Raw genomic sequence first — 19,219 nt, 5'->3', positions numbered from 1 at the left:
ATGCCGGTGCTGAAGACGGCGCGCGTGCTCACCGCCTCACCGGTTCTCGTCAGCCAGGCTCTGCGCGATGGACGGCGGCGCGCCCACGCCCGCCGGCTGGCCGAGCAGGCGCCCGCCCGAGCGCACGAAGTCTTCGAGCTGTGGGCGCAGGCTGGCGGGCACGGGCATGAGTTCGAGCCCCAGCACGCGCGCCATTTCGAGCAGCGTCGACAGGCGCGGATCGATCTGCCCGCTTTCGATGCGCTGCACCGTCATGCGCGACAGCCCGGCGCGCGTGGCCAGCGCCTCCTGGCTCAGGCCGCCGGCCTTGCGGGCTTTTTCGAGTTCTTCGGTCAGTTGGAGCATTGCAATACGCTTTTATCGGAAATTGAGTAGCAATGCTATCTATTTGGGGCGGCGGTGGCAATAAAAAAGCGACCCACAGGTCGCTTTCTTGTTCAATTGCGCACCGAAAGGCGCAATGCGTCGTTCAGCTCAGCACGACGCTGCTCAGGCGGCGGCGGTAGGTGGCCACGACCGGATCGTCCGGCGGAATCTGCCCGTCGGCGACCTTCACCTTCGGCGGCTCGATCACGTCGAGGATCGCGATGTAGGTCTTGCGCGCGAGGTCTTCGCTCCAGCTCTTGTCGCGCATCAGGATGTCGAGCAGCTCGTCCATCGCGTCGGTCCAGCGCTGGGCGGCCATGAGCAGGCGGGCGCGGCCGAAGCGGGCGTCGAAGTCGCGCTTGTTGGCGGCGATCTTGTCGTCGAAATCGCCCAGCGTCGGCGCGGAGCCTGTGACGGGTGCTGCGAAATCGATGGCGTCCATCCAGCGCTGCAGCGAATCGAAGCGGCGCACCAGCGTGGTCTTGGCGATCACCGGGGCGAAGGCGACCTTGGCGTCGTCGATGCGGCCTTCCTGCAGCAATAGCTTGATGTAGTCGAAGCGCGCGTCGTCGTTGGCCGGGTCGGTGGCCACGGCGTGCTGCAGCTTCTCGAGCGCGCCCAGGGTGTCGCCCTCGGCCAGCGCTTCCTGCGCGGCAGCGCCTTCCGAGGCGGCTTCGGCCTCGTCGGCGCCCGGCACGTGCTTGTCGAGGAATTCGCGGATCTTCTCGGCCGGAATGGCGCCGACGAAGCCGTCGACCGGCTGGCCGTCCTTGAACATCACGCAGAACGGGATGCTGCGCACGCCGAACATTTCGGACAGTTGCGACGAAATCTGCGGCACCTTGTCGGCGTCGAGCTTGGCCAGTGTGAAGCGGCCGGCGTACTCGGTTTCGAGTTTTTCGAGCACCGGGCCGAGCTGTTTGCAGGGGCCGCACCATTCGGCCCAGATGTCCAGCAGCACCGGCGTGGCGACCGAGCCTTCGATCAGCTCGGACTGGAAATTTTCGAGAGTGATGTCGATCATCGGGAACAGCTGGGGGTGAAACGTAAAATTGAAACCATGAACGAAACCATTCAGGTCGGTGTAGTGATGGGCTCGAACTCCGATTGGGAGACGATGCGCCACGCGGTCGAGATTCTCCAGCAATTCGGAATCAGCCACGAAGCGAAGGTGGTCTCGGCCCACCGGATGCCCGATGCGCTGTTTGCGTACGCCGAAAGCGCCGCCGGGCGCGGGCTCACCGCGATCATCGCGGGGGCGGGCGGCGCGGCCCACCTGCCGGGCATGCTGGCCTCCAAAACCACGGTGCCGGTGCTCGGCGTGCCGGTGGCCAGCCGCCACCTGCAGGGCGTCGATTCCCTCTACAGCATCGTGCAGATGCCCAAGGGTGTGCCCGTGGCCACCTTTGCCATCGGCACCGCCGGCGCGGCCAATGCGGCGCTGTTCGCGGTGGCCATGCTGGCGGTGAACAACCCCGCGCTGCGCGCCAGGCTCGACGCCTTCCGCACGGCCCAGACCGCCGCCGCCGAGGCCATGGTGCTGCCGCCGCCCGAAGCGGGCGCGGTATCCCCCGTGTCACCCTTCTCGCCGCAAGGCGGGGGTGCGCTGTGAGCGGCGTCACCGGCCATGCGGGCGATCTGCCCATTCTCCCGGGCGCCACGCTCGGCGTGCTCGGCGGCGGCCAGCTCGGGCGCATGTTCGCGCACGCGGCCCAGCGCATGGGCTACTTCACCGCGGTGCTCGACCCCGACGCCGACAGCCCCGCCGGCCGCGTGAGCCATCACCACATCCACACCGACTACGCCGACGTCGACGGCCTCGCCCGCCTCGCCGGCCTGGCCGACGCGGTGACGACCGAGTTCGAGAACGTGCCCGCGCCCTCGCTGGAGCACCTGGCGGTCGCGCGGCCGGTGTCGCCCGCCGCCTCGGCCATCGCCATCGCGCAGGACCGCATTGCCGAGAAGGCGCACTTCACGCGCTGCGGCGTGCCTTGCGCGCCCTATGCCGTCATCGAGACCGCGGAGCAACTGGCCGCCGTTGACGAGCAGTTGCTGCCCGGCATCCTCAAGACCGCCCGCCTGGGCTACGACGGCAAGGGCCAGCAGCGCGTGAAGACGCGCGCCGAGCTGGTCGAGGCCTGGCAGGCCGCGGGCTGCGTGCCCTGCGTGCTCGAGAAGATGCTGGCGCTCGAGTTCGAGTGCTCGGTGATCCTGGCGCGCGGTCGCGACGGCCAGATCGTGCACTTCCCGCCGCAGCGCAACCTGCACCGCGACGGCATCCTCGCCGTGACCGAGGTGCATCCGCAGAACATGCCCAAGACCGTGGCGCAGGGCGCGGTCAATTCCGCCAGGAGCATCGCCAGCGGCCTCGACTACGTGGGCGTGCTGTGCGTCGAGTTCTTCGCGCTGGCCGACGGCTCGCTGGTGGTCAACGAAATGGCGCCGCGCCCGCACAACAGCGGCCACTACACGATGGAAGCCTGCGATGTGTCGCAGTTCGAGCTGCAGGTGCGCACCCTCGCCGGCCTGCCGCTGACCGCGCCGCGCCAGCACAGCCCCGCCGTCATGCTCAACCTCTTGGGCGACCTGTGGTTTCCCGACGGCGAAGGCGACGGCATCAAGCCGGTCGCGCCGCGCTGGAGCGAAGTGCTCGCCGTGCCCGGCACGCACCTGCACCTGTACGGCAAGCTGGCACCGCGCCGCGGTCGCAAGATGGGCCACCTGACCCTCACCGGCGCCACGCTCGAGAGCGTGCGCGCCAACGCCTCGCAGGCCGCGCTGCTGCTGGGCCTGCCGGCGCTCGCATGATCCTCGACGGCCACGCTCCCGACGCCATCGCCGAGGCCGCGCGCGTGCTGCGCGCGGGCGGGCTGGTCGCCTTCCCGACCGAGACCGTCTACGGCCTGGGCGCCGACGCCAGCAGCGACACCGCCGTCGCCGGCATCTTCGCGGCCAAGGGCCGGCCGGCCGACCATCCGCTGATCGTCCACGTGGCGGCGGGCGCCAAGGGCGCGCAGGCGCTGTCGCGCTTTGCCCAGCCGCTGCCGCCTTTCGCGCAGAAGCTCGTGCAGGCCTTCTGGCCCGGCCCGCTCACGCTGATCGTCACGCGCCAGCCCGGCGTGGGCACGGCGGCGGCCGGCGGGCAGGACACCATCGGCCTGCGCTGCCCCGCGCACCCGGTGGCGCAGGCACTGCTCGAGGTCTGCGCCGAACAGGGCGTGCCCGGCCTGGCGGGGCCGAGCGCCAACCGCTTCGGCCGCGTCAGCCCGACCACGGCGCAGCACGTGCACGACGAGTTCGGCGACGCGCTGCTGGTGATCGACGGTGGCGCCTGCGAAGTGGGCATCGAATCGACCATCGTCGACTGCAGCCGCGGCGCGCCCGTGCTGTTGCGCCCGGGCCTCATCACGCGCGCGCAGATCGAGGCCGCCGCCGGCGAGCCTTTGCGCGACCGCGAGGTGCTCGACACGCCCGACCCGCGCGCCTCGGGCACGCTGGAGGCGCACTACGCGCCCGATGCCAAGGTGCGGCTCATGGACCCCAAGGCCATCCAGACCGGCCTCGACGTGCTCGGCGCCAACGCCGCGCACATCGCCGTGTGGACGCGCAGCAATGTGCGCAGCCGCTCGCAGCGCGTGCTGCTGCGGCGCATGCCCGACGACGCCGCCGCCGCCGCGCAGCAGCTGTTCGCGGTGCTGCGCGAGTTCGACGCGCAGGGCGTGAAGCTGATCTGGGTCGAGACGCCGCCCGACACGCCCGAGTGGGAAGGCGTCAAGGACCGCTTGCAGCGCGCTGCAGCGGCCTGATCAACGCCTGATCGGCTGCTGCGGGGCTCAGCCCCCGGCCGCCAACACACCCTGGAAGAACCCGCGTGCTGCCGCCAGGCAGAACGGCGGCGCCAGCGTGCCGTGGTAGGCCGCGGTCACGGCGCGTGCCTTGTCGGCGGCGCTGCCCGGCGTGCTCTGTGCCAGCAGGTCCTTCGCCTGCGCGAAGCCTGCGCGTGCCGCCGAATAGCTGTCGGTGGCGCCGCGGTCTTCCAGGTCGACCACCGCGAGCGCGGCGGCCGGCATGCCCTTGGCGCGGAAGTAGCCGGCCGTGGCGCGGGTGCTCAGGAAGTTCACGGTCGGGTCGTTCGCGCCGCTGCACAGCAGCATCGGCTTGGTCGGCACCCAGTTGCGCAGGTCGTTGGCGATGGCCGCCTTGCGGAAGCCCGTGGCGGGCTTGCAGTCCAGCGGCGTGGCCGAACCCAGTGACGCGGCCGTGGCCGGCAGTGCGTTGCCGGGGCAGGTGTTCGACTGGATGTCGGTGGCCGCCTGCGTGAGAAAGCTCTGCTTGATGAGGTTGTTGGCGCCGTAGAAGATCGACAGTTCGGGGCTGACCGGGCCCGGCTTGCCGTCGGCCGGGAACAGCGCCAGCTGCGGCAGCTTGCCGCTGGAGAACAGCGTGCCCGGCGTGAGGCTCGGCAGCAGCGTCTCGATGCCGGTGGCGTACTGCGCCTCGTAGACGTCGCTGGGGCTGCCGTAGACGTTGCCGAACTGCTGCTGCCAGCTGGTCGACAGCAGCGGCACGAACAGCGTGGAGCCCAGCGCGGGCCAGCCCAGGTAGGTGTAGTCGGTCAAGAGGCTGATGGCCGAGGGTGCGGCCAGCGGGGCCGAGGCCGTCACGGTCTTGCCGGTGGCCTGCATCTCGCGGTGCGCGGCCATCGCCACGTAGCCGCCCTGCGAGTAGCCGGTGATGAACAGCGAGCCGGCGTCGTTCGCGCCGATGTCCGAGAAGGTCTTGCGCGCCGCGGTGAGCGCATCGACCATGTCCTTGCCCTGCTGATCGCCGTTGAGGTAGGGGTGGTAGGGCAGCGTCGACTTGTCGTAGCCCGCGTAGTTGGGCGCCACCACGATGTAGCCCTGCGCCGCGAACATGGCCGCCACCATCAGGCCCTCGCCGGCGGCCGGCTGGGTGGAGTCGGTCCACTTGGCGAGGTTGTAGTTGCGCGCCGGCGTGGTGCCGTGCGCGTACAGCACCACGGGGCGCCCGCCGCTGCAGGCGACGTCGGAGCCCGAGGGCACCATGATCGCGGCGGTGGCGTTGGTGGCTTCGTTCTTGCCGCCGACGGTGCGGTACTCGAGGTAGCGCATGTCGACGCCGCACTTGGGCGCGCCGGTGACCTGCAGCAGCGCCTTGCCCTGGTCGGAGGCCTGCAGGCTGGCCCTGAACTGGTCGGCCGTGAGCTTGGTGCCCTGCTCGGGCGGGCTGGTGACGACCGAGCCGCGCCCGGTGTCGCTGCCGCCGCCCGGCGGCGGAAAGCCGATGCCGCCCCCACCACCGCCGCCCCCGCCGCAGGCGGCGAGCAACAGCGTGGCGCCGGCGAGCGTCGCCGTGGCGGTGACCCGGCGGGCCGAGAAGGTCGAGGGCTGGGAATGCCGTGGATGCTGCAAGGTCAAGACGCGTCTCCTGGATTTGTATCGAAAACGAACGAGCGTCCTATTCTGGGCAGCGCCATGGCCGCGCGCAAGCCGCGTTTGCCAGCAGAACCTATTCAGTAGCGGAACGGGCCAGGCCCCGTCCGAGTCACTGGTCCTGCGCGGTCCAGTCGATCAGCGCATCGAAGGCGGCGCGCGCGGCACCGGCGTTCTCGCCGTTGGCAATGGCCACCAGCACGTAGCGCCGGCCGCTCGCGCCGTGCACGTAGCCGGCCACGCCCGACGCGTCGCGCAGCGTGCCGGTCTTCAGGTGGGCCGCGCCGCCCGAGCGCAGCGTGCGCCGCTTCAGCGTGCCGTCCACGCCCATGGCGGGCAGCGAGGCCATCAGCTCGGGCATCACGGGCGAGCGCCACGCCACCTGCAGCATCTTGCCGAGCGCGGCGGCGCTGATGCGCTCGTCGCGCGACAGGCCCGAGCCGTTCTCGAACACCGGCGACGCCTCGCCGGTGCCGATGCGGTCGCGCCACCACTGGCCCATCGCGCTGCGCGACGCTTCGAAAGTGCCGCGCTGCTTCTGCGTGAGGCCGAGCGTGAGAAACACCTGCTGCGCCATCACGTTGTTGCTGTACTTGTTGATGTCGCGCACCACTTCCGCGAGCGGCGGCGATTCGAAGTCGAAGGCCGGCTTCAGGCTCGCGGGCACGCGGCCCTCGCGCATCTGGCCGCCGACGCGCCCGCCCATCTCGGCCCACATGCCGCCGATGGCGCGCAGGCTGTAGGTGCGCGGGTCGGCGTACGCCACGGCCCAGCTCTTCTCGCCGCAGCCCGTCGGGAAGCCGCCGTTGAAGCGGATGCGGTTCACGTCGCTGAAGTCGGGCTTGAGCGCGCCGCGCCAGTCGCCGCATTCGCCGGGCGCCAGCGGTACGGTGGGCGGCATCGCCACGCTGGCCAGCGGCGGCTCGTAGCTCACGCGTGCGAACTGGCCGGCGCGGTCGGGCGCGAACGTCATGTTCACCGACTTGAAGTTCACCAGCAGCGCGTCGGGCGAGGCGTTGTAGGGGCGCAGCGGCTCGCCGTCGAAGGCGGCCGGGTCGTTCTCGACCGTGGTCTCGAAGGCGCTGCGGTCGATCACGATGTCGCCGCTCACGGTGGTGATGCCCAGGCCCTGCACGTGGCGCAGCAGCAGCCACACGCGCTCGAGCACCAGCTTGGGATCGCCCTGGCCCTTGATGTAGAGGTTGCCGTTGAGCACGCCGTTGGCCACCGAGCCCTCGACGTAGACCGGCGTGTTCCAGCTGTAGGCCGGGCCGAGCAGGTCGAGCGCCGCGTAGGTGGTCACCAGCTTCATGATCGAGGCCGGGTTCACCGGCACCTGCGAGCGCCAGGCCAGGCGCGGCGCGCGGCCCGCGTCGGCATCGGCCACCAGCAAGGTCACGGCGTCGCGCGACACCTTGGCACGCGCAAGGGCGGCATCGACTTGGGGCGGAAGGGCTTGCTGGGCGAGGGCACCGAGCGGGGCCAGCAGTGCAAGGGTCAGCGCAAGAGTCTGCGCACGGGGCGCGTGGCGGAAGGCAAGAGGCATCCGCCGATTATCCCGGCGCGAACACGTGCAGCTTCGCGTGGTAGAGCAGCATGATCGTCTTGGCGTCGGCGATGCGGCCGTCGGCCACCATGGCCAGCGCTTCGTCGATGCGCAGCTCGAGCACCTCGATGTCCTCGCCCTCCTCCGCCAGCCCGCCGCCCGCGCCGACGCGCATCGAGGCCTCGTAGGGCGCGACGAAGAAGTGCAGCTTCTCGGTCACCGAGCCCGGGCTCATGAAGCTCTCGAACACCTTCTGCACCGCGCCGAGCCGGTAGCCCAGTTCTTCTTCGACCTCGGCGCGGATGCGTTCCTCGGGCGCGGCGTTGTCCAGCAGGCCCGCGGCTGCTTCGATCAGCAGCTCGTCGTGGCCATTCACGAAGGCCGGGTAGCGGAACTGCCGCGTGAGCAGCACCGTGCGCTGGCCGAGGTGATAGGGCAGCAGCGTGGCGCCGTTGCCGCGGTCGTAGGTCTCGCGGTGCATGCGCTGCCACTCGCCGTCGTTGCGCCGCCAGTCGAAGGCGGTGGTGCGCAGCGTGTACCAGTTGTCGGACAGGAGGGTGACTTCGTGCACCCGGACGCGGTCGTGGATGGTCATGGCGGCGAGCATAAAACCGGATTCGTGCAATATCAAGATGATTCGTGCAATAACGTGCAAACTCGCTATCATCGACCCATGCTCACCCGATCGCGCAAGCAACACATCCTCTCGGTCCTGCGGCGCGACGGCCAGGTCGTCGCCAAGGCACTCAGCGAGGAACTGGCCCTGTCCGAAGACACCATCCGCCGCGACCTGCGTGAGCTCGCGGCCGAAGGGCTGCTGCAGCGCGTGCACGGCGGCGCCCTGCCGGTGGCGGCGGCCGAGGCCGACTTCACCGGGCGCCAGCAGCTCGCGCCCGACGAAAAAGTGGCCATCGGCCGCGCCGCCGCGCGCCTCGTGAAGCCGGGGCAGGTGGTGTTCATCGACGGCGGCACCACGGCCGTGCAGCTCGCGCGCCACCTGCCGCCCACGCTGCAGGCCACGGTGGTCACGCACAGCCCGTCGGTGGCGGTCGAGCTGCAGGCGCACACCGGCATCGAGGTGGTGCTGATCGGCGGGCGCCTCTTCCGGCATTCGATGGTGGCGGTCGGCGCGGCGGCCATGGCGGCCATTTCGCGCATCCATGCCGACACGTATTTCATGGGCGTCACCGGCGTGCACGCCGAGGCGGGCCTGACCACGGGCGACGCGGAAGAGGCCGAGATCAAGCGCGCGCTCATGGCCGCGGCGGCCGAGACCGTCGTGCTGGCCTCGTCCGAAAAGCTCGGGGCCGCGTCGGCCTGGGTGATCAATCCGCTGGCGGACGCAACGCAGCTGCTGGTGGCACCGCAGGCCTCCGAGCAGGCGCTGGCGCCGCTGCGCGCGGCCGGGCTGGCGATCCTGCGCGCCGACGAGGCTGGTTGATTCGCCCCGTCCCTGCGCGGCCGAGGTCCGCCCTCGATAATGGCGGGATGCCCGCCGCGCCCCCGCAGACCTCCCCGCCCCTCCTGTCTCCCCGCATGCTCGGCATCGGCGCGGCCGTGGTCACCGTCGTGGTCTGGACCGCCTTCATCCTCATCGCGCGCGCCTCCGCCGCGCGTTCGCTCACGCCTTTCGATCTCGCCTTTGCGCGCGTCTGCGGCGCCAGCCTGGTGCTGGTGCCCTGGGGCGCCTGGCTGGCGACGAAGCACCGCGGCGCGGTGTCCTCGTTCTTCGGCTTGTCGCCGCTGTCGCTGCGCGTGACGGCCACGGCCGGCATCTTCGGCGGCGTGGCCTACGCGCTCATCGCCTACAGCGGCTTCTTCTTCGCGCCGGCCGGCCATGCCGCCGTGCTGATGCCCGGCAGCCTTCCGCTGTGGACCACGCTGCTGGCCGCGCTGGTGCTGCGCGACCGCATCACGCCCACGCGCGCCATCGGCCTGGCGATGATCGTCGCGGGCGACCTCGTGGTCGGCGGGCGCAGCCTGCTGCACGCCTTCGAGGGCGGCGAGGTCTGGAAGGGCGACCTGATGTTCATGGGCGCCGCCTTCTGCTGGGCCTGCTACAGCATCGTGGCGCGCCGCCACGGCCTGGACGCGGTGCGCGCGACCATCGCCATCACCGTGTTTGCCTTGATGACCTACGTGCCGGTCTACACGCTGCTGGTGGCCTCGGGTGCCGTCGTCAGCCACATCGGCAGCGCGCCGTGGGGTGAGGTCGCGTTCCAGATGGCCTTCCAGGGCCTCGGCTCGGTCGTGATCTCCGGCATCACCTTCACCAAAATGATCCAGCACTTCGGCCCCGTGCGCACCACCATGATCACGGCGCTGGTGCCGGGCCTGTCGGCCTTCGGCGCCGTGCTGTGGCTGGGCGAACCGATGCACTGGAGCCTGATCGCCGGCCTCGCGCTGGTGACGGCCGGCATCCTGTTCGGCGTGCGCAAGGCCACGGCCGTGCGCGTGGCGCCGGTCTGCCCGACGCCGTGCCCGGCGGGAATGGGGCGTCCGAATGTCTGACAAGCTGCTGGCCTTCGACACGAGCACCGAGCACCTGTCGGTCGCGGTGCGCCACGGCGACCGCGTGCTGGCGCACAGCGGCGTGGGCGGCGCGCAGGCGTCGAGCACGCTGCTGCCGCTGATTCGCCAGCTGCTCGCCGACGCGGGGCTCGCGCTGGCCGAGCTCGACGCCATCGTCTTCGGGCGCGGCCCGGGCTCCTTCACCGGCCTGCGCACCGCCTGCTCGGTGGCGCAGGGCCTGGCCTTCGGCGCCAAGGTGCCGCTGCTGCCGGTCGACACCCTGTTGGCCGTGGCCGACGAGGCGCGCCATGCCTTCGGTGCGCAGCGCGTGGTGGCCGTGCTCGATGCGCGCATGGACCAGCTCTACGCTGCGCACTACGACTTCGACACCGCCGGCCCGTTCGGCGGCGACCCCGAGCCGCTGCTGCTCGCCCCCGAGGCGCTCGAGGTGCCGGCCGGCTGGGCGCTCGCCGGCAACGCCTTCACCGCCTACGGCCCGCGCCTGGCGACCGCCACGGCCTGCCACGAGGTGCTGCCCACGGCCGCCGCCATGCTGCGGCTGGCGCCCGCGCTGCTCGCGGCCGGACGCACCGTGCCCGCCGCGCAGGCCTGGCCGCTCTATGTTCGCGATAAAGTGGCGCAAACCACCGAGGAACGCGCCGCCATCAAGGCTGCTGCCGCTGCCGTTCCGCCGAACCCTGCATGAGCGCTGTCCTCCAGTCCGTCGAAGCCCGTCTTGAACCGCTCACCGTCGAGCGGATCGATGCCGTGTGCGCGGTCGAGCAGACGGCCTACACGCACCCCTGGACGCGCGCCAACTTCACCGACTCGATGGCCGTGGGCTACCACTGCCAGTGCCTGCTGGCGCCCGGCGTGGCAGCGGGTGTCGAATCGCCCTGCACCAGCCTGGGCGAAACGCTCATCGGCTACTTCGTCGCCATGAAGGGCGTGGACGAGGTGCACCTGCTCAACATCACCGTGGCGCCGGCTTTCCAGCGCCAGGGCTGGGCGCCGCTCATGCTCGAGGCGCTGGCCGGCTGGTCGCGCGGCGAGGGCGCGCTGTGGCTGTGGCTCGAGGTGCGCGAAAGCAACCGGCGCGCGCTCGACATCTACCTGCGTCAAGGCTTTCGCAGCGTCGGCGTGCGCAAGGGCTACTACCCGGCGTTCGACGGCAAGCGTGAAGACGCGGTCGTCATGAGCATGCGCCTCAACGAAACAGGCTCCGCCTGGGGAGCTTTGCGATGACGGACACCGCCGCTGTACACACCTTGCGCCTGGACGCGCGCCAGCGCGCCATGCTCGACGAGATGGGCGTGAAGGTCTGGTGGCCCGTGCCGCCGGAGCCAGAGATCGAAGTCGAAGCCGAGCCGGAGGCCCCCGTGGCCGCTGATTCGGGCATGCCCGACATGCCCGAAGGCCCGCCGCTGGAGCTTGACGATCGCGACCAGGCTTACGACGCACCGCCTCCGCCACGCCCGGCGCCCGCGCCCGTCGCCCGCCCCGTGGCCGCCCCGGCCCCGCGTCCCGTCGCGGCACCGCCTGTGGCGCAAGGCGCCGCCGTGCTGGTCGAAGCGCCCTGCCGCCTGTACGCCGACAAGGCCGATGCCACGGCGCCGGTGCAGGGCGGCTGGCTGGTCGTGGCCGACATGCCGCCCGAGGCCGACGGCCGCCACGGCGAGCCCTTCGCGGGTGACGCCGGCCGCCTGCTCGACAACATGCTGCGCGCGCTGAAGCTGCACGACGGTCGCACGCCCGTGCACCTGATGCGCACGCACCGCGGCGTGGCCGCCGGCCAGCCCGGCAGCCCGCAGCCGATCGACGCCGCCTTCGACGCCCACGCGGCAGCATTGGCGCCGTGTGTCGTGCTGGCGATGGGCCCGCTGGCCGCGCAGAGCCTGATGCAAAGCCGCGATCCGCTGGGCAAGCTGCGCGGTCGCGCCGTGCCGCTGGCGTCGGCGAACGGCGTGCCGGTGGTCGCCACGTACCACCCCGCCTACCTGCTGCGCAACCCGGCCGACAAGGCCCGCGCCTGGGCCGACCTGTGCCTGGCGGCAGAGCAAGCCACCCCCACGGCCTGAGGCCGGCGGGCGGGGTCCGTAAAATCGGGCCCCATGACTTTTCTCGACAAGCTGGCCGCCGCACAGCAAACCAACGGTTCGTTGCTCTGCGTGGGCCTCGACCCGGAGCCCGCCAAATTCCCCGGGGCGTACAAGGGCGACGCCAGCCGCATCTATGACTTCTGCGCGCGCATCGTCGACGCGACGGCCGACCTGGTCATCGCCTTCAAGCCCCAGATCGCCTACTTCGCGGCCCACCGCGCCGAAGACCAGCTCGAACGCCTCATGGAGCACATGCGCCGCAACGCGCCTCACGTGCCCACGATTCTTGACGCCAAGCGCGGCGACATCGGCTCCACCGCCGAGCAGTACGCGCTCGAAGCCTTCGAGCGCTACGGCGCCGACGCCGTGACCCTGTCGCCCTTCATGGGCTTCGACTCGGTCGCGCCCTACCTCAAGCACGAAGGCAAGGGCGCCTTCCTGCTGTGCCGCACCAGCAACCCCGGCGGTTCGGACCTGCAGGGCCAGCGGCTTGCGAGCGTCGAGGGCCAGCCCTTCCTGTACGAGCACGTCGCCCGCCTGGCGCAGGGCCCGTGGAACCTCAACGGCCAGCTCGGCCTCGTGGTGGGCGCGACCTACCCGGCCGAGATCGAGCGCGTGCGCGAACTCGCGCCGACGGTGCCGCTGCTGATCCCGGGCGTCGGTGCCCAGGGCGGCGACGCGGTCGCCACGGTGCGCGCCGGCTGGCGTGCCGACGCGCCGATCATCGTGAACTCGTCGCGGGCGATCATCTACGCCTCGTCGGGCGAAGACTTCGCCGATGCGGCGAAGAACGCGGCGCGTACGACACGCGACGCGCTGGAAGCCGCCAAGCCTTAGTTCCTGCGCAGGCGCGTGAACGCCTCGAACTCCCAGTTGCGCATGCCCAGCAGCAGGGTGTAGCCCTCGCGATCCTTGGCCGACAGCTTCTGGTCGGTCTGATGCTGCTGCGCGAAGTCTTGCGCCACGCGCTGCAGCCGCTCCAGGAAGGCCGGTGCCAATGACCGGCTGATCGAGCCGTGCACCAGCAGCAGGCCTTCGGCCGGGCCGTCGAAGCCGCCCTTGTAGTAGTCGAGCACCACGTTCTCGCGGAAGAACTCCATCACCGGGCCGTGCGGGCGCCAGCGGAAGGTTTTCGCGAGCTTCAGGCGGTACCGGTTGAGCGGGCGCAGCTCGATGATGCCGATGCGGTCCAGCTGCGCCAGGCAGCCGATGCACTCGGGCTCGGTGATCCGGTACGACGCCACGATCTGCTCCAGCGTCCACTGGCTCAGCACGCTGATCGCCACCAGCAGCAGCTTCTTGTCCTTGACCACGGCTTTTTCCTGCTCGTGGGTCAGTTCCTTCAGCAGCGGCTGGGCGTCGGCCACACGCCGCGCCAGCTCGGCGAAATCGATCTTCAGGGCGCGGCAGATCGCGTCGACGCGTGACAGCGGCATGTCGCTCTTGGCCAGCATGCGCTTGACGCTGGACTCCGCCATGTCCAGCGACCGGGCCAGATCGGCATACGTCATGCGGGCGCTTTTGAGTTCGTTCTTGAGGGCCTGGACCAGGTCGACGGTGGTGCTCATGAAGGGAGGGTACGGGTTGAAGGTATAGAAAAAGGATACCGAAGGGTGTGAAATAGTGCCTCGTATCGATTCTCGATGCCTGGGGGAGGGCTGGCAACTAAATTCCACCCGCCAGACACCACCCCCACCGAGGAACGCCATGCTTTTGCCCACCCTGACACGCCGCGAACGCGGACTGTTGTTCACCTTCGCGCTGCTCTTGCTCATCGCCTTCTTCGGCCCGGCGCTGCCCGCCGCCGACGTGGCGATTGCGGCGGTGTTCGCCGACAACCGGCCGCTGCTGCACCTGCCCAACGCGATGGACGTGCTGAGCAACCTGCCGTTCCTGGTGATCGGCTGCCTGGGGCTGTACCGGCTCAACCGCATCGACCGTTCGCACCAGGAGGCGCTGGCCGGGTTTCCGCTGGCACCGCCCGCCAACGACCCGCCCGACAACACGCTGGACTGCGCCTGGCTGTTCTTCGCCGGCCTGATCGCCACCGCCGCCGGCTCGGCCTTCTATCACCTGCTGCCCGACGCGCCCCGGCTCGCCGCCGACCGCGCCGGCATGGCCGTGGCCTTTGCGGGCCTGATCGGCATCGCCGTCTGCGAGCGCGTCAGCCAACGCGCCGGCTGGCCGGCCGCCTGGTTCGTGCTCACGGCTGGCCTGCTGGCGGCCGAGGTCTGCCAGGAAACCGGCAACGTGCTGCCCTGGGCGCTGGTGCAGTTCGGTGGCATGGCGGTGGTGCTCACGCTGGCGCTGACCACGCCGATGCGCGGCGCCGTCGGGCTCAAGCTGGGCTGGGTGATCGCGTTCTATGGGGTGGCCAAGCTCTGCGAGCTGGGCGACCACGCCATCTACGAAGCCACCGGCCAGCTCGTGTCGGGCCACACGCTCAAGCACCTGGTGGCGTCGATGGCCGGCCTGCCCGTGCTGATGGCGCTGTACCGCCTCGAAAAGGGCTGGCGCGCCACCCTGCTGCGGCACAATCCCGACCCTGCCGCCATCGCGGCATGACGCGGCCTGACCACGGGAACGCCGTGGCGCAGCGGTAGAAGACAAAGAGGAGATTGCATCGCATGACAACCCCCGCCGCCGCCGCACCCGCGCCCGTGGTTCATGAGGCCAACGCCCACGCCAACCAGTTCGCGCTGCTCGGTCAGCGGCGCTTCGCACCCTTCTTCTGGACCCAGTTCGCGGGGGCCGCGAACGACAACCTCTTCAAGTTCGCCTTCACCGTCATGGTGACCTACCAGCTGCAACTGAGCTGGATGCCGCCGGCCATGGCGGGGCTGGTGATCGGTGCGCTGTTCATCCTGCCGTTTTTGCTGTTCTCGGCCACGGCCGGGCAGCTGACCGACAAGTTCGACAAGACGAAGATGATCCGCTTCGTCAAGAACCTCGAGATAGCGATCATGGTGATCGCCGCCTGGGGCTTCGTGCGCGCCGACGCGGTGGTGCTGCTGGCCTGCGTGTTCCTCATGGGGCTGCACTCCACGCTGTTCGGGCCGGTCAAGTTCGCCTACCTGCCGCAGGTGCTCGACTCGCGCGAGCTCACGGGCGGCAACGGCATGGTCGAGATGGGCACCTTCGTCGCCATCCTGCTGGGTCAGGTGGCGGGCGGGCTGCTGGTGGCGATGCCGCAGATCGGCCACACCACGGTGGCCGTGGCCTGCCTGCTGCTCGCGCTGGTGGGGCGCGGCGTGGCGCAGGCCATTCCGCCCGCGCCGGCCACCGACCCGAGCCTGGTCATCAACTGGAACCCCTTCAGCGAAACCTGGCGCAACCTGATGCTGGCGCGCGAGAACATCGTGGTGTTCCGCTCGCTGCTCGGCATCTCGTGGATGTGGTTCTTCGGCGCGGTGTTCCTGAGCCAGTTCCCGAGCTTCGCGAAAGAAGTGCTGCACGGCGACGAGCAGGTGGCGTCGCTGCTGCTGGTCGTGTTCTCGGTGGGCATCGGCGTGGGCTCGCTGCTGTGCGAGACGCTGAGCCGCCGTCAGGTCGAAATCGGCCTCGTGCCGCTGGGCGCCATCGGCATGAGCGTGTTCGCCATCGACCTGTACTTTGCCTCGCGCGCCTTGCCGCCTTCGGCCGGCATGGGCCTGGGCGCCTTCGTGCACCAGGCCGCGCACTGGCGCGTGATGGCCGACCTCGCGCTGCTGTCGCTCTTCGCGGGCCTGTACAGCGTGCCGATGTACGCACTGATCCAGCTGCGCAGCCAGCCCACGCACCGCGCGCGGATCATCGCGGCGAACAACATCCTCAACGCGCTCTTCATGATCGGCAGCTCGGTGCTGGCGGGCGCGCTGCTGGGCGCGGGCTTCACCATTCCGCAGATCTTTTTGTTCACCGGCATCGCCAACGCGGTGGTCGCGTTCTACATCTTCATGCTGGTGCCCGAGTACCTGCTGCGCTTCGTGGCCTGGGTGCTGTCGCGCTTCGTGTACCGCTTCGACATCAAGGACGACCAGCACATTCCCACCGAGGGCGCCGCCGTGCTGGTGTGCAACCACGTGAGCTTCATCGACGCGGTGCTGCTGATGGCGGCAAGCCCGCGCCCCATCCGCTTCATCATGGACCACCGCATCTTCAAGGTGCCGGTGCTCGGCTGGCTGTTCAAGCTGGCCAAGGCCATTCCGATCGCGCCGCAGAAGGAAGACCCGGCCGCGTACGAAGCGGCCTTTGCAAAAGCCATCGGCGTGCTGCGCGAGGGCGACCTGCTCGCGATCTTCCCCGAAGGTGCGATCACGCGCGACGGCGAGCTGCAGCCCTTCAAGGGCGGCGTGATGAAGATCCTCGAAGGCGCGCGCGCCGAAGGCATCGAGCCGCCGGTGATTCCGATGGCGTTGACCAACCTCTGGGGCTCGTACTTCAGCCGCATCGAGTTGCGCGGCGGCCACCAGGTCGCCATGGCCAAGCCGTTCCGCCGCGGTTTCTTCAGCCGCGTGGGCCTGCGCGTCGGCCACCCCGTGCCGCCGCAGGACGTGCAGCCCGAGACGCTGCGCCAGCGCGTGGCCGGCCTGCTGGCCACCTGAAGCGCGCAGAAGTATCTCGTCGGGATACTGCGGGACGCCAAGTCCGCAACTGGTTGAAGTATCCGAGCCCTGCGGCGTGAAGGCGAACCATCATTCGCTCACCTTCACTGCGCCGCGAGGCCTTCATGCAACCCCTCTCATCCCCCACCGTTTCGATCGTTCAGCGCGGCCAGCCGGCTTCGCGCAAGACCCCCCTGACGCAGTCGATGGCCGCCCTGGCCTTCGCCGTCTGCGCCGCGTTCGCGGGCGTCGCAACGCCGCTACCCGCGCAGGCCCAGAGCGAGGCCTCGACCGCGCTGTCGCTGCTGCCCGTGGCCTCGGTGGTCGGCGCTGCGTCTGTCGTCGGTGCATCGGCCACCGCGGTGGTCGCCGTGCCTGCGGCGCTGTCGGTGGGCGGTTCGGTGCTCACCGTGATCGCGGTCGAGGCCTCGGTCGACGGCACCGTCTACCTGCTCGAACGCGCCTCGGACGGCGCCCGCGCCAGCGTCAAGGTGATGGGGCGCGCCACCCGCGGCGTGTCGGTGGTCGCCGGCACGGCCGTGGTCGTCAGCGTGATCGGCACGGGGGTCGTGCTCTCGGCCGCCGGCGAGGTGCTGGCCTTCGTGCCCAACGCGGTCGGCCGCGCACTGCTCCACAACGAAAGACTGTCGTGAAACCCGCCGTGCGCCCCGCGCTGCTGCTGGCGTTCGCCATCGCAGCGGTGGTGCTGCCGCTGCAGGCGAATGCCGGTCGCTCGTGCGAGCAGGTCAAGCCGACGCCAGCGCTGATCGTCAAGGGCATGCAGCTGGCCGAGCGCACCTCGCAGCAGCTCGATGCGAGCGGCGCGCGCGCGGTCATCCTGGCGCGCGCCGGGCAGGACCTGAGCAAGTACGGCCTGCGTTATTCGCACCTGGGCATCGCCTACAAGACCGACGAGGGTCCGTGGCGCGTGGTGCACAAGCTCAACCACTGCGGCACCGCGGTGGCCGCGGTCTACCGGCAGGGGCTGGGCGAGTTCTTCCTCGATGACCTTTGGCGCTACGAGGCCGCGTGGTCGGTGCCCACGCCCGCGGTGCAGGCACAACTGCTGGCCGCGGTGCGCGAGCCCGATGCGCGCCTCGTGCGGCTGAACGTGGCGCCCTACAGCATCGTGAGCTACGCCTGGGGCCAGAAGTACCAGCAGTCGAACCAGTGGGCGCTCGAAACCTTGGCCGCCGCGATGGAACCCGCCACCATCGGCACCCGCGCGCAGGCGCAGGCCTGGCTGCAGTTCAAGGGCTACGAGCCGACCACGCTGACCCTCGGTCCGCTGACTCGCTTGGGCGGGCGCGTGGGCTCGGCCAACATCGCGTTCGACGACCATCCGAACGAGAAGCGGTTTTCGGACCGCATCGAGACCGTGACCGTCGACTCGGTGTTCAGCTGGCTGCCGCGCGCGGGCCTGGGCGCGCCGCCGGTCACACTCAAGCTCTGAGCCAAGAGACACAACGAAGAAAAGAAAGAACGAAGGAAAGACCATGAGCAAATCCCTGCGCCTGTCCGAGAAGTGGTTCCGCCGCGGCCTCTGGCTGGTGGCGTTCGTGTTCGCGAGCTTCCTGATCGGGCTGGGCAGCACGATCGTGGGCGACCTGCCGCAGGTCGAGCGCGTGCGCGTGCTCGACGACTTCATCGACAAGCCGGCGGCCGAGCCGCTGCGCGCCACCATCAAGGCGTCTGAAAAGGCCGAGGAGCAGGCCGCGCGCGACCTCGACCAGGCGCAGCTGCAGCTCAACACGGCGCAGCAGGCCAGCGCCAACGCGCGCGAGACCTTCGGCAACTGGATCGCCACGCGCCGCGCCACCGCGCAGCCCGACCAGGACACCGAGCTCATCGCGCGCACCAAGGCGCTCGACGCCTTCAAGCAGAAGGAAGACGCGGCGCAGCGCAAGGCCAACGCGCAGCGCCAGATTGCGCTCGATGCGCGCCAGGCCGAGCAGCGTGCACGCGAGGCGTTGAGCGTGCTGGAGCACGCCGCGCAAGAGCGCCTGGACGCCGAATACCGCCGTATCGAACTGCGCGTGTTCGCCTACCGGCTCGCGCTGACCCTGCCGCTGCTGCTGGTGGCCGGCTGGCTGTTCGTGAAGAAGCGCAAGAGCACCTACTGGCCCTTCGTGTGGGGCTTCATCTTCTTCGCGTTCTTTGCCTTCTTCGTCGAGCTGGTGCCTTACCTGCCGAGCTACGGCGGCTATGTGCGCTACGTGGTGGGCATCGTGCTCACGGTGTTGGTGGGGCGCTACGCGATCATTGCGCTCAACCGCTACCTGGCGCGCCAGAAGCTCGCCGAGCAGCAGCCCGACCAGGTGCGCCGCGAAGAGCTGAGCTACGACGTCGCGCTGGCACGCCTGGGCAAGAGCGTGTGCCCCGGCTGCGAGCGACCGGTCGACCTGAAGAACAACGAGATCGACTTCTGCCCGCACTGCGGCATCGGCCTGTTCGACCACTGCGGCCACTGCAGCACGCGCAAGAGCGCGTTCTCCAAGTTCTGCCATGCCTGCGGAACCGCCGCGACCGCAACGCAGGCGCCGCACACACCTGTGACCGGCACTGCGCAATCGTTCACGCCGGGCGCGCCGGTTCAGCCGGCCACGTAGCGAAAGCGCCGCACGGTCGTGCTACAACCCCGGGCTGCGGCACGCAACGCCG

General features: G+C 70.2%; 20 protein-coding genes. 14 read left to right on the top strand and 6 right to left on the bottom strand.

Translation table 11 applies throughout. The annotated features are described in order from the left end of the window. Positions 1-36: 36 nt before the first annotated feature. Together IG196_RS29615 and IG196_RS29610 are read right to left on the bottom strand one after the other, a co-directional pair. On the bottom strand, positions 37-345 hold the full coding sequence (locus tag IG196_RS29615) for a helix-turn-helix domain-containing protein (RefSeq protein WP_062481916.1): 309 nt from the start codon (positions 343-345) through the stop codon (positions 37-39). Positions 346-469: 124 nt separating this feature from the next. Further along, complete coding sequence (locus tag IG196_RS29610) at positions 470-1,390, bottom strand: tetratricopeptide repeat protein (RefSeq protein ID WP_192194094.1); 921 nt, start codon at positions 1,388-1,390, stop codon at positions 470-472. A 36-nt stretch (positions 1,391-1,426) separates the two neighbouring features. Here IG196_RS29610 and purE point away from each other — a divergent pair, with 36 nt between their 5' ends. The 3 genes from purE to IG196_RS29595 are packed head-to-tail and all read left to right on the top strand — an operon-like array spanning position 1,427 to position 4,172. Beyond that, positions 1,427-1,978: a 5-(carboxyamino)imidazole ribonucleotide mutase gene (purE, locus tag IG196_RS29605; protein ID WP_192194093.1), complete on the top strand. Its 552-nt coding sequence runs from the start codon at positions 1,427-1,429 to the stop codon at positions 1,976-1,978. Further along, positions 1,975-3,174, top strand: coding sequence for a 5-(carboxyamino)imidazole ribonucleotide synthase (locus tag IG196_RS29600; RefSeq protein ID WP_192194092.1), 1,200 nt, complete (start codon positions 1,975-1,977; stop codon positions 3,172-3,174). The genes purE and IG196_RS29600 overlap by 4 nt, the downstream gene beginning before the upstream one ends. Further along, positions 3,171-4,172 (top strand): L-threonylcarbamoyladenylate synthase, encoded by a 1,002-nt coding sequence (locus IG196_RS29595; protein WP_192194091.1) that lies wholly within the window; start codon positions 3,171-3,173, stop codon positions 4,170-4,172. The genes IG196_RS29600 and IG196_RS29595 overlap by 4 nt, the downstream gene beginning before the upstream one ends. A 27-nt stretch (positions 4,173-4,199) precedes the next feature. Here IG196_RS29595 and IG196_RS29590 read toward each other — a convergent pair whose 3' ends face one another. From IG196_RS29590 to IG196_RS29580, 3 genes are all read right to left on the bottom strand, one after another. After that, positions 4,200-5,798: an alpha/beta hydrolase family protein gene (locus tag IG196_RS29590; protein WP_192197192.1), complete on the bottom strand. Its 1,599-nt coding sequence runs from the start codon at positions 5,796-5,798 to the stop codon at positions 4,200-4,202. Between the two features lie 133 nt (positions 5,799-5,931). Further along, positions 5,932-7,365 (bottom strand): D-alanyl-D-alanine carboxypeptidase/D-alanyl-D-alanine-endopeptidase, encoded by a 1,434-nt coding sequence (dacB, locus tag IG196_RS29585; RefSeq protein ID WP_192194090.1) that lies wholly within the window; start codon positions 7,363-7,365, stop codon positions 5,932-5,934. 7 nt (positions 7,366-7,372) lie between these two features. Continuing rightward, positions 7,373-7,960: a GDP-mannose pyrophosphatase gene (locus tag IG196_RS29580; RefSeq protein ID WP_192194089.1), complete on the bottom strand. Its 588-nt coding sequence runs from the start codon at positions 7,958-7,960 to the stop codon at positions 7,373-7,375. A gap of 78 nt (positions 7,961-8,038) precedes the next feature. Here IG196_RS29580 and IG196_RS29575 point away from each other — a divergent pair, with 78 nt between their 5' ends. The 6 genes from IG196_RS29575 to pyrF are packed head-to-tail and all read left to right on the top strand — an operon-like array spanning position 8,039 to position 12,812. Then, positions 8,039-8,806 (top strand): DeoR/GlpR family DNA-binding transcription regulator, encoded by a 768-nt coding sequence (locus IG196_RS29575; protein WP_192194088.1) that lies wholly within the window; start codon positions 8,039-8,041, stop codon positions 8,804-8,806. 47 nt (positions 8,807-8,853) lie between these two features. Then, positions 8,854-9,876, top strand: coding sequence for a DMT family transporter (locus IG196_RS29570; RefSeq protein WP_192194087.1), 1,023 nt, complete (start codon positions 8,854-8,856; stop codon positions 9,874-9,876). Beyond that, entirely contained in the window at positions 9,869-10,582 is a 714-nt protein-coding gene (gene tsaB / locus IG196_RS29565) for a tRNA (adenosine(37)-N6)-threonylcarbamoyltransferase complex dimerization subunit type 1 TsaB (RefSeq protein WP_192194086.1), read from the top strand. The genes IG196_RS29570 and tsaB overlap by 8 nt, the downstream gene beginning before the upstream one ends. After that, positions 10,579-11,121, top strand: coding sequence for a ribosomal protein S18-alanine N-acetyltransferase (gene rimI, locus IG196_RS29560; protein WP_099793929.1), 543 nt, complete (start codon positions 10,579-10,581; stop codon positions 11,119-11,121). The genes tsaB and rimI overlap by 4 nt, the downstream gene beginning before the upstream one ends. Further along, entirely contained in the window at positions 11,118-11,954 is an 837-nt protein-coding gene (locus IG196_RS29555; RefSeq protein ID WP_192194085.1) for a uracil-DNA glycosylase family protein, read from the top strand. Before rimI ends, IG196_RS29555 begins: the two co-directional genes overlap by 4 nt. Before the next feature lie 33 nt (positions 11,955-11,987). After that, positions 11,988-12,812 carry an orotidine-5'-phosphate decarboxylase gene (gene pyrF, locus IG196_RS29550; protein ID WP_056577070.1) on the top strand — a complete coding sequence of 275 codons (825 nt, stop codon included), beginning with the start codon at positions 11,988-11,990 and terminating at the stop codon, positions 12,810-12,812. Here the strand turns inward: pyrF and IG196_RS29545 are convergent. After that, a complete protein-coding gene (locus tag IG196_RS29545; protein WP_099793925.1) occupies positions 12,809-13,543 on the bottom strand; it encodes a helix-turn-helix domain-containing protein in 735 nt (244 codons plus the stop codon). The genes pyrF and IG196_RS29545 overlap by 4 nt on opposite strands. 139 nt (positions 13,544-13,682) lie before the next feature. On the opposite strand from IG196_RS29545, the gene IG196_RS29540 reads away from it, so the two are divergent. From IG196_RS29540 to IG196_RS29520, 5 genes are all read left to right on the top strand, one after another. Then, entirely contained in the window at positions 13,683-14,540 is an 858-nt protein-coding gene (locus tag IG196_RS29540) for a hypothetical protein (protein WP_192194084.1), read from the top strand. A 62-nt stretch (positions 14,541-14,602) separates the two neighbouring features. Then, on the top strand, positions 14,603-16,558 hold the full coding sequence (locus tag IG196_RS29535; protein ID WP_192194083.1) for an MFS transporter: 1,956 nt from the start codon (positions 14,603-14,605) through the stop codon (positions 16,556-16,558). Positions 16,559-16,764: 206 nt separating this feature from the next. Continuing rightward, on the top strand, positions 16,765-17,211 hold the full coding sequence (locus tag IG196_RS29530) for a hypothetical protein (RefSeq protein WP_225617110.1): 447 nt from the start codon (positions 16,765-16,767) through the stop codon (positions 17,209-17,211). Continuing rightward, positions 17,208-18,011, top strand: coding sequence for a DUF2145 domain-containing protein (locus IG196_RS29525; protein ID WP_192194082.1), 804 nt, complete (start codon positions 17,208-17,210; stop codon positions 18,009-18,011). Before IG196_RS29530 ends, IG196_RS29525 begins: the two co-directional genes overlap by 4 nt. 43 nt (positions 18,012-18,054) lie before the next feature. Further along, positions 18,055-19,167, top strand: a complete 1,113-nt coding sequence (locus tag IG196_RS29520; RefSeq protein WP_192194081.1) for a serine endopeptidase — start codon at positions 18,055-18,057, stop codon at positions 19,165-19,167. Positions 19,168-19,219: the final 52 nt, after the last annotated feature.

The organism is Variovorax sp. 38R, assembly GCF_014843395.1.
In the GTDB taxonomy this organism is placed as follows: domain Bacteria; phylum Pseudomonadota; class Gammaproteobacteria; order Burkholderiales; family Burkholderiaceae_C; genus Variovorax; species Variovorax paradoxus_H.
This window is presented reverse-complemented; position numbering and strand designations above follow the sequence as displayed.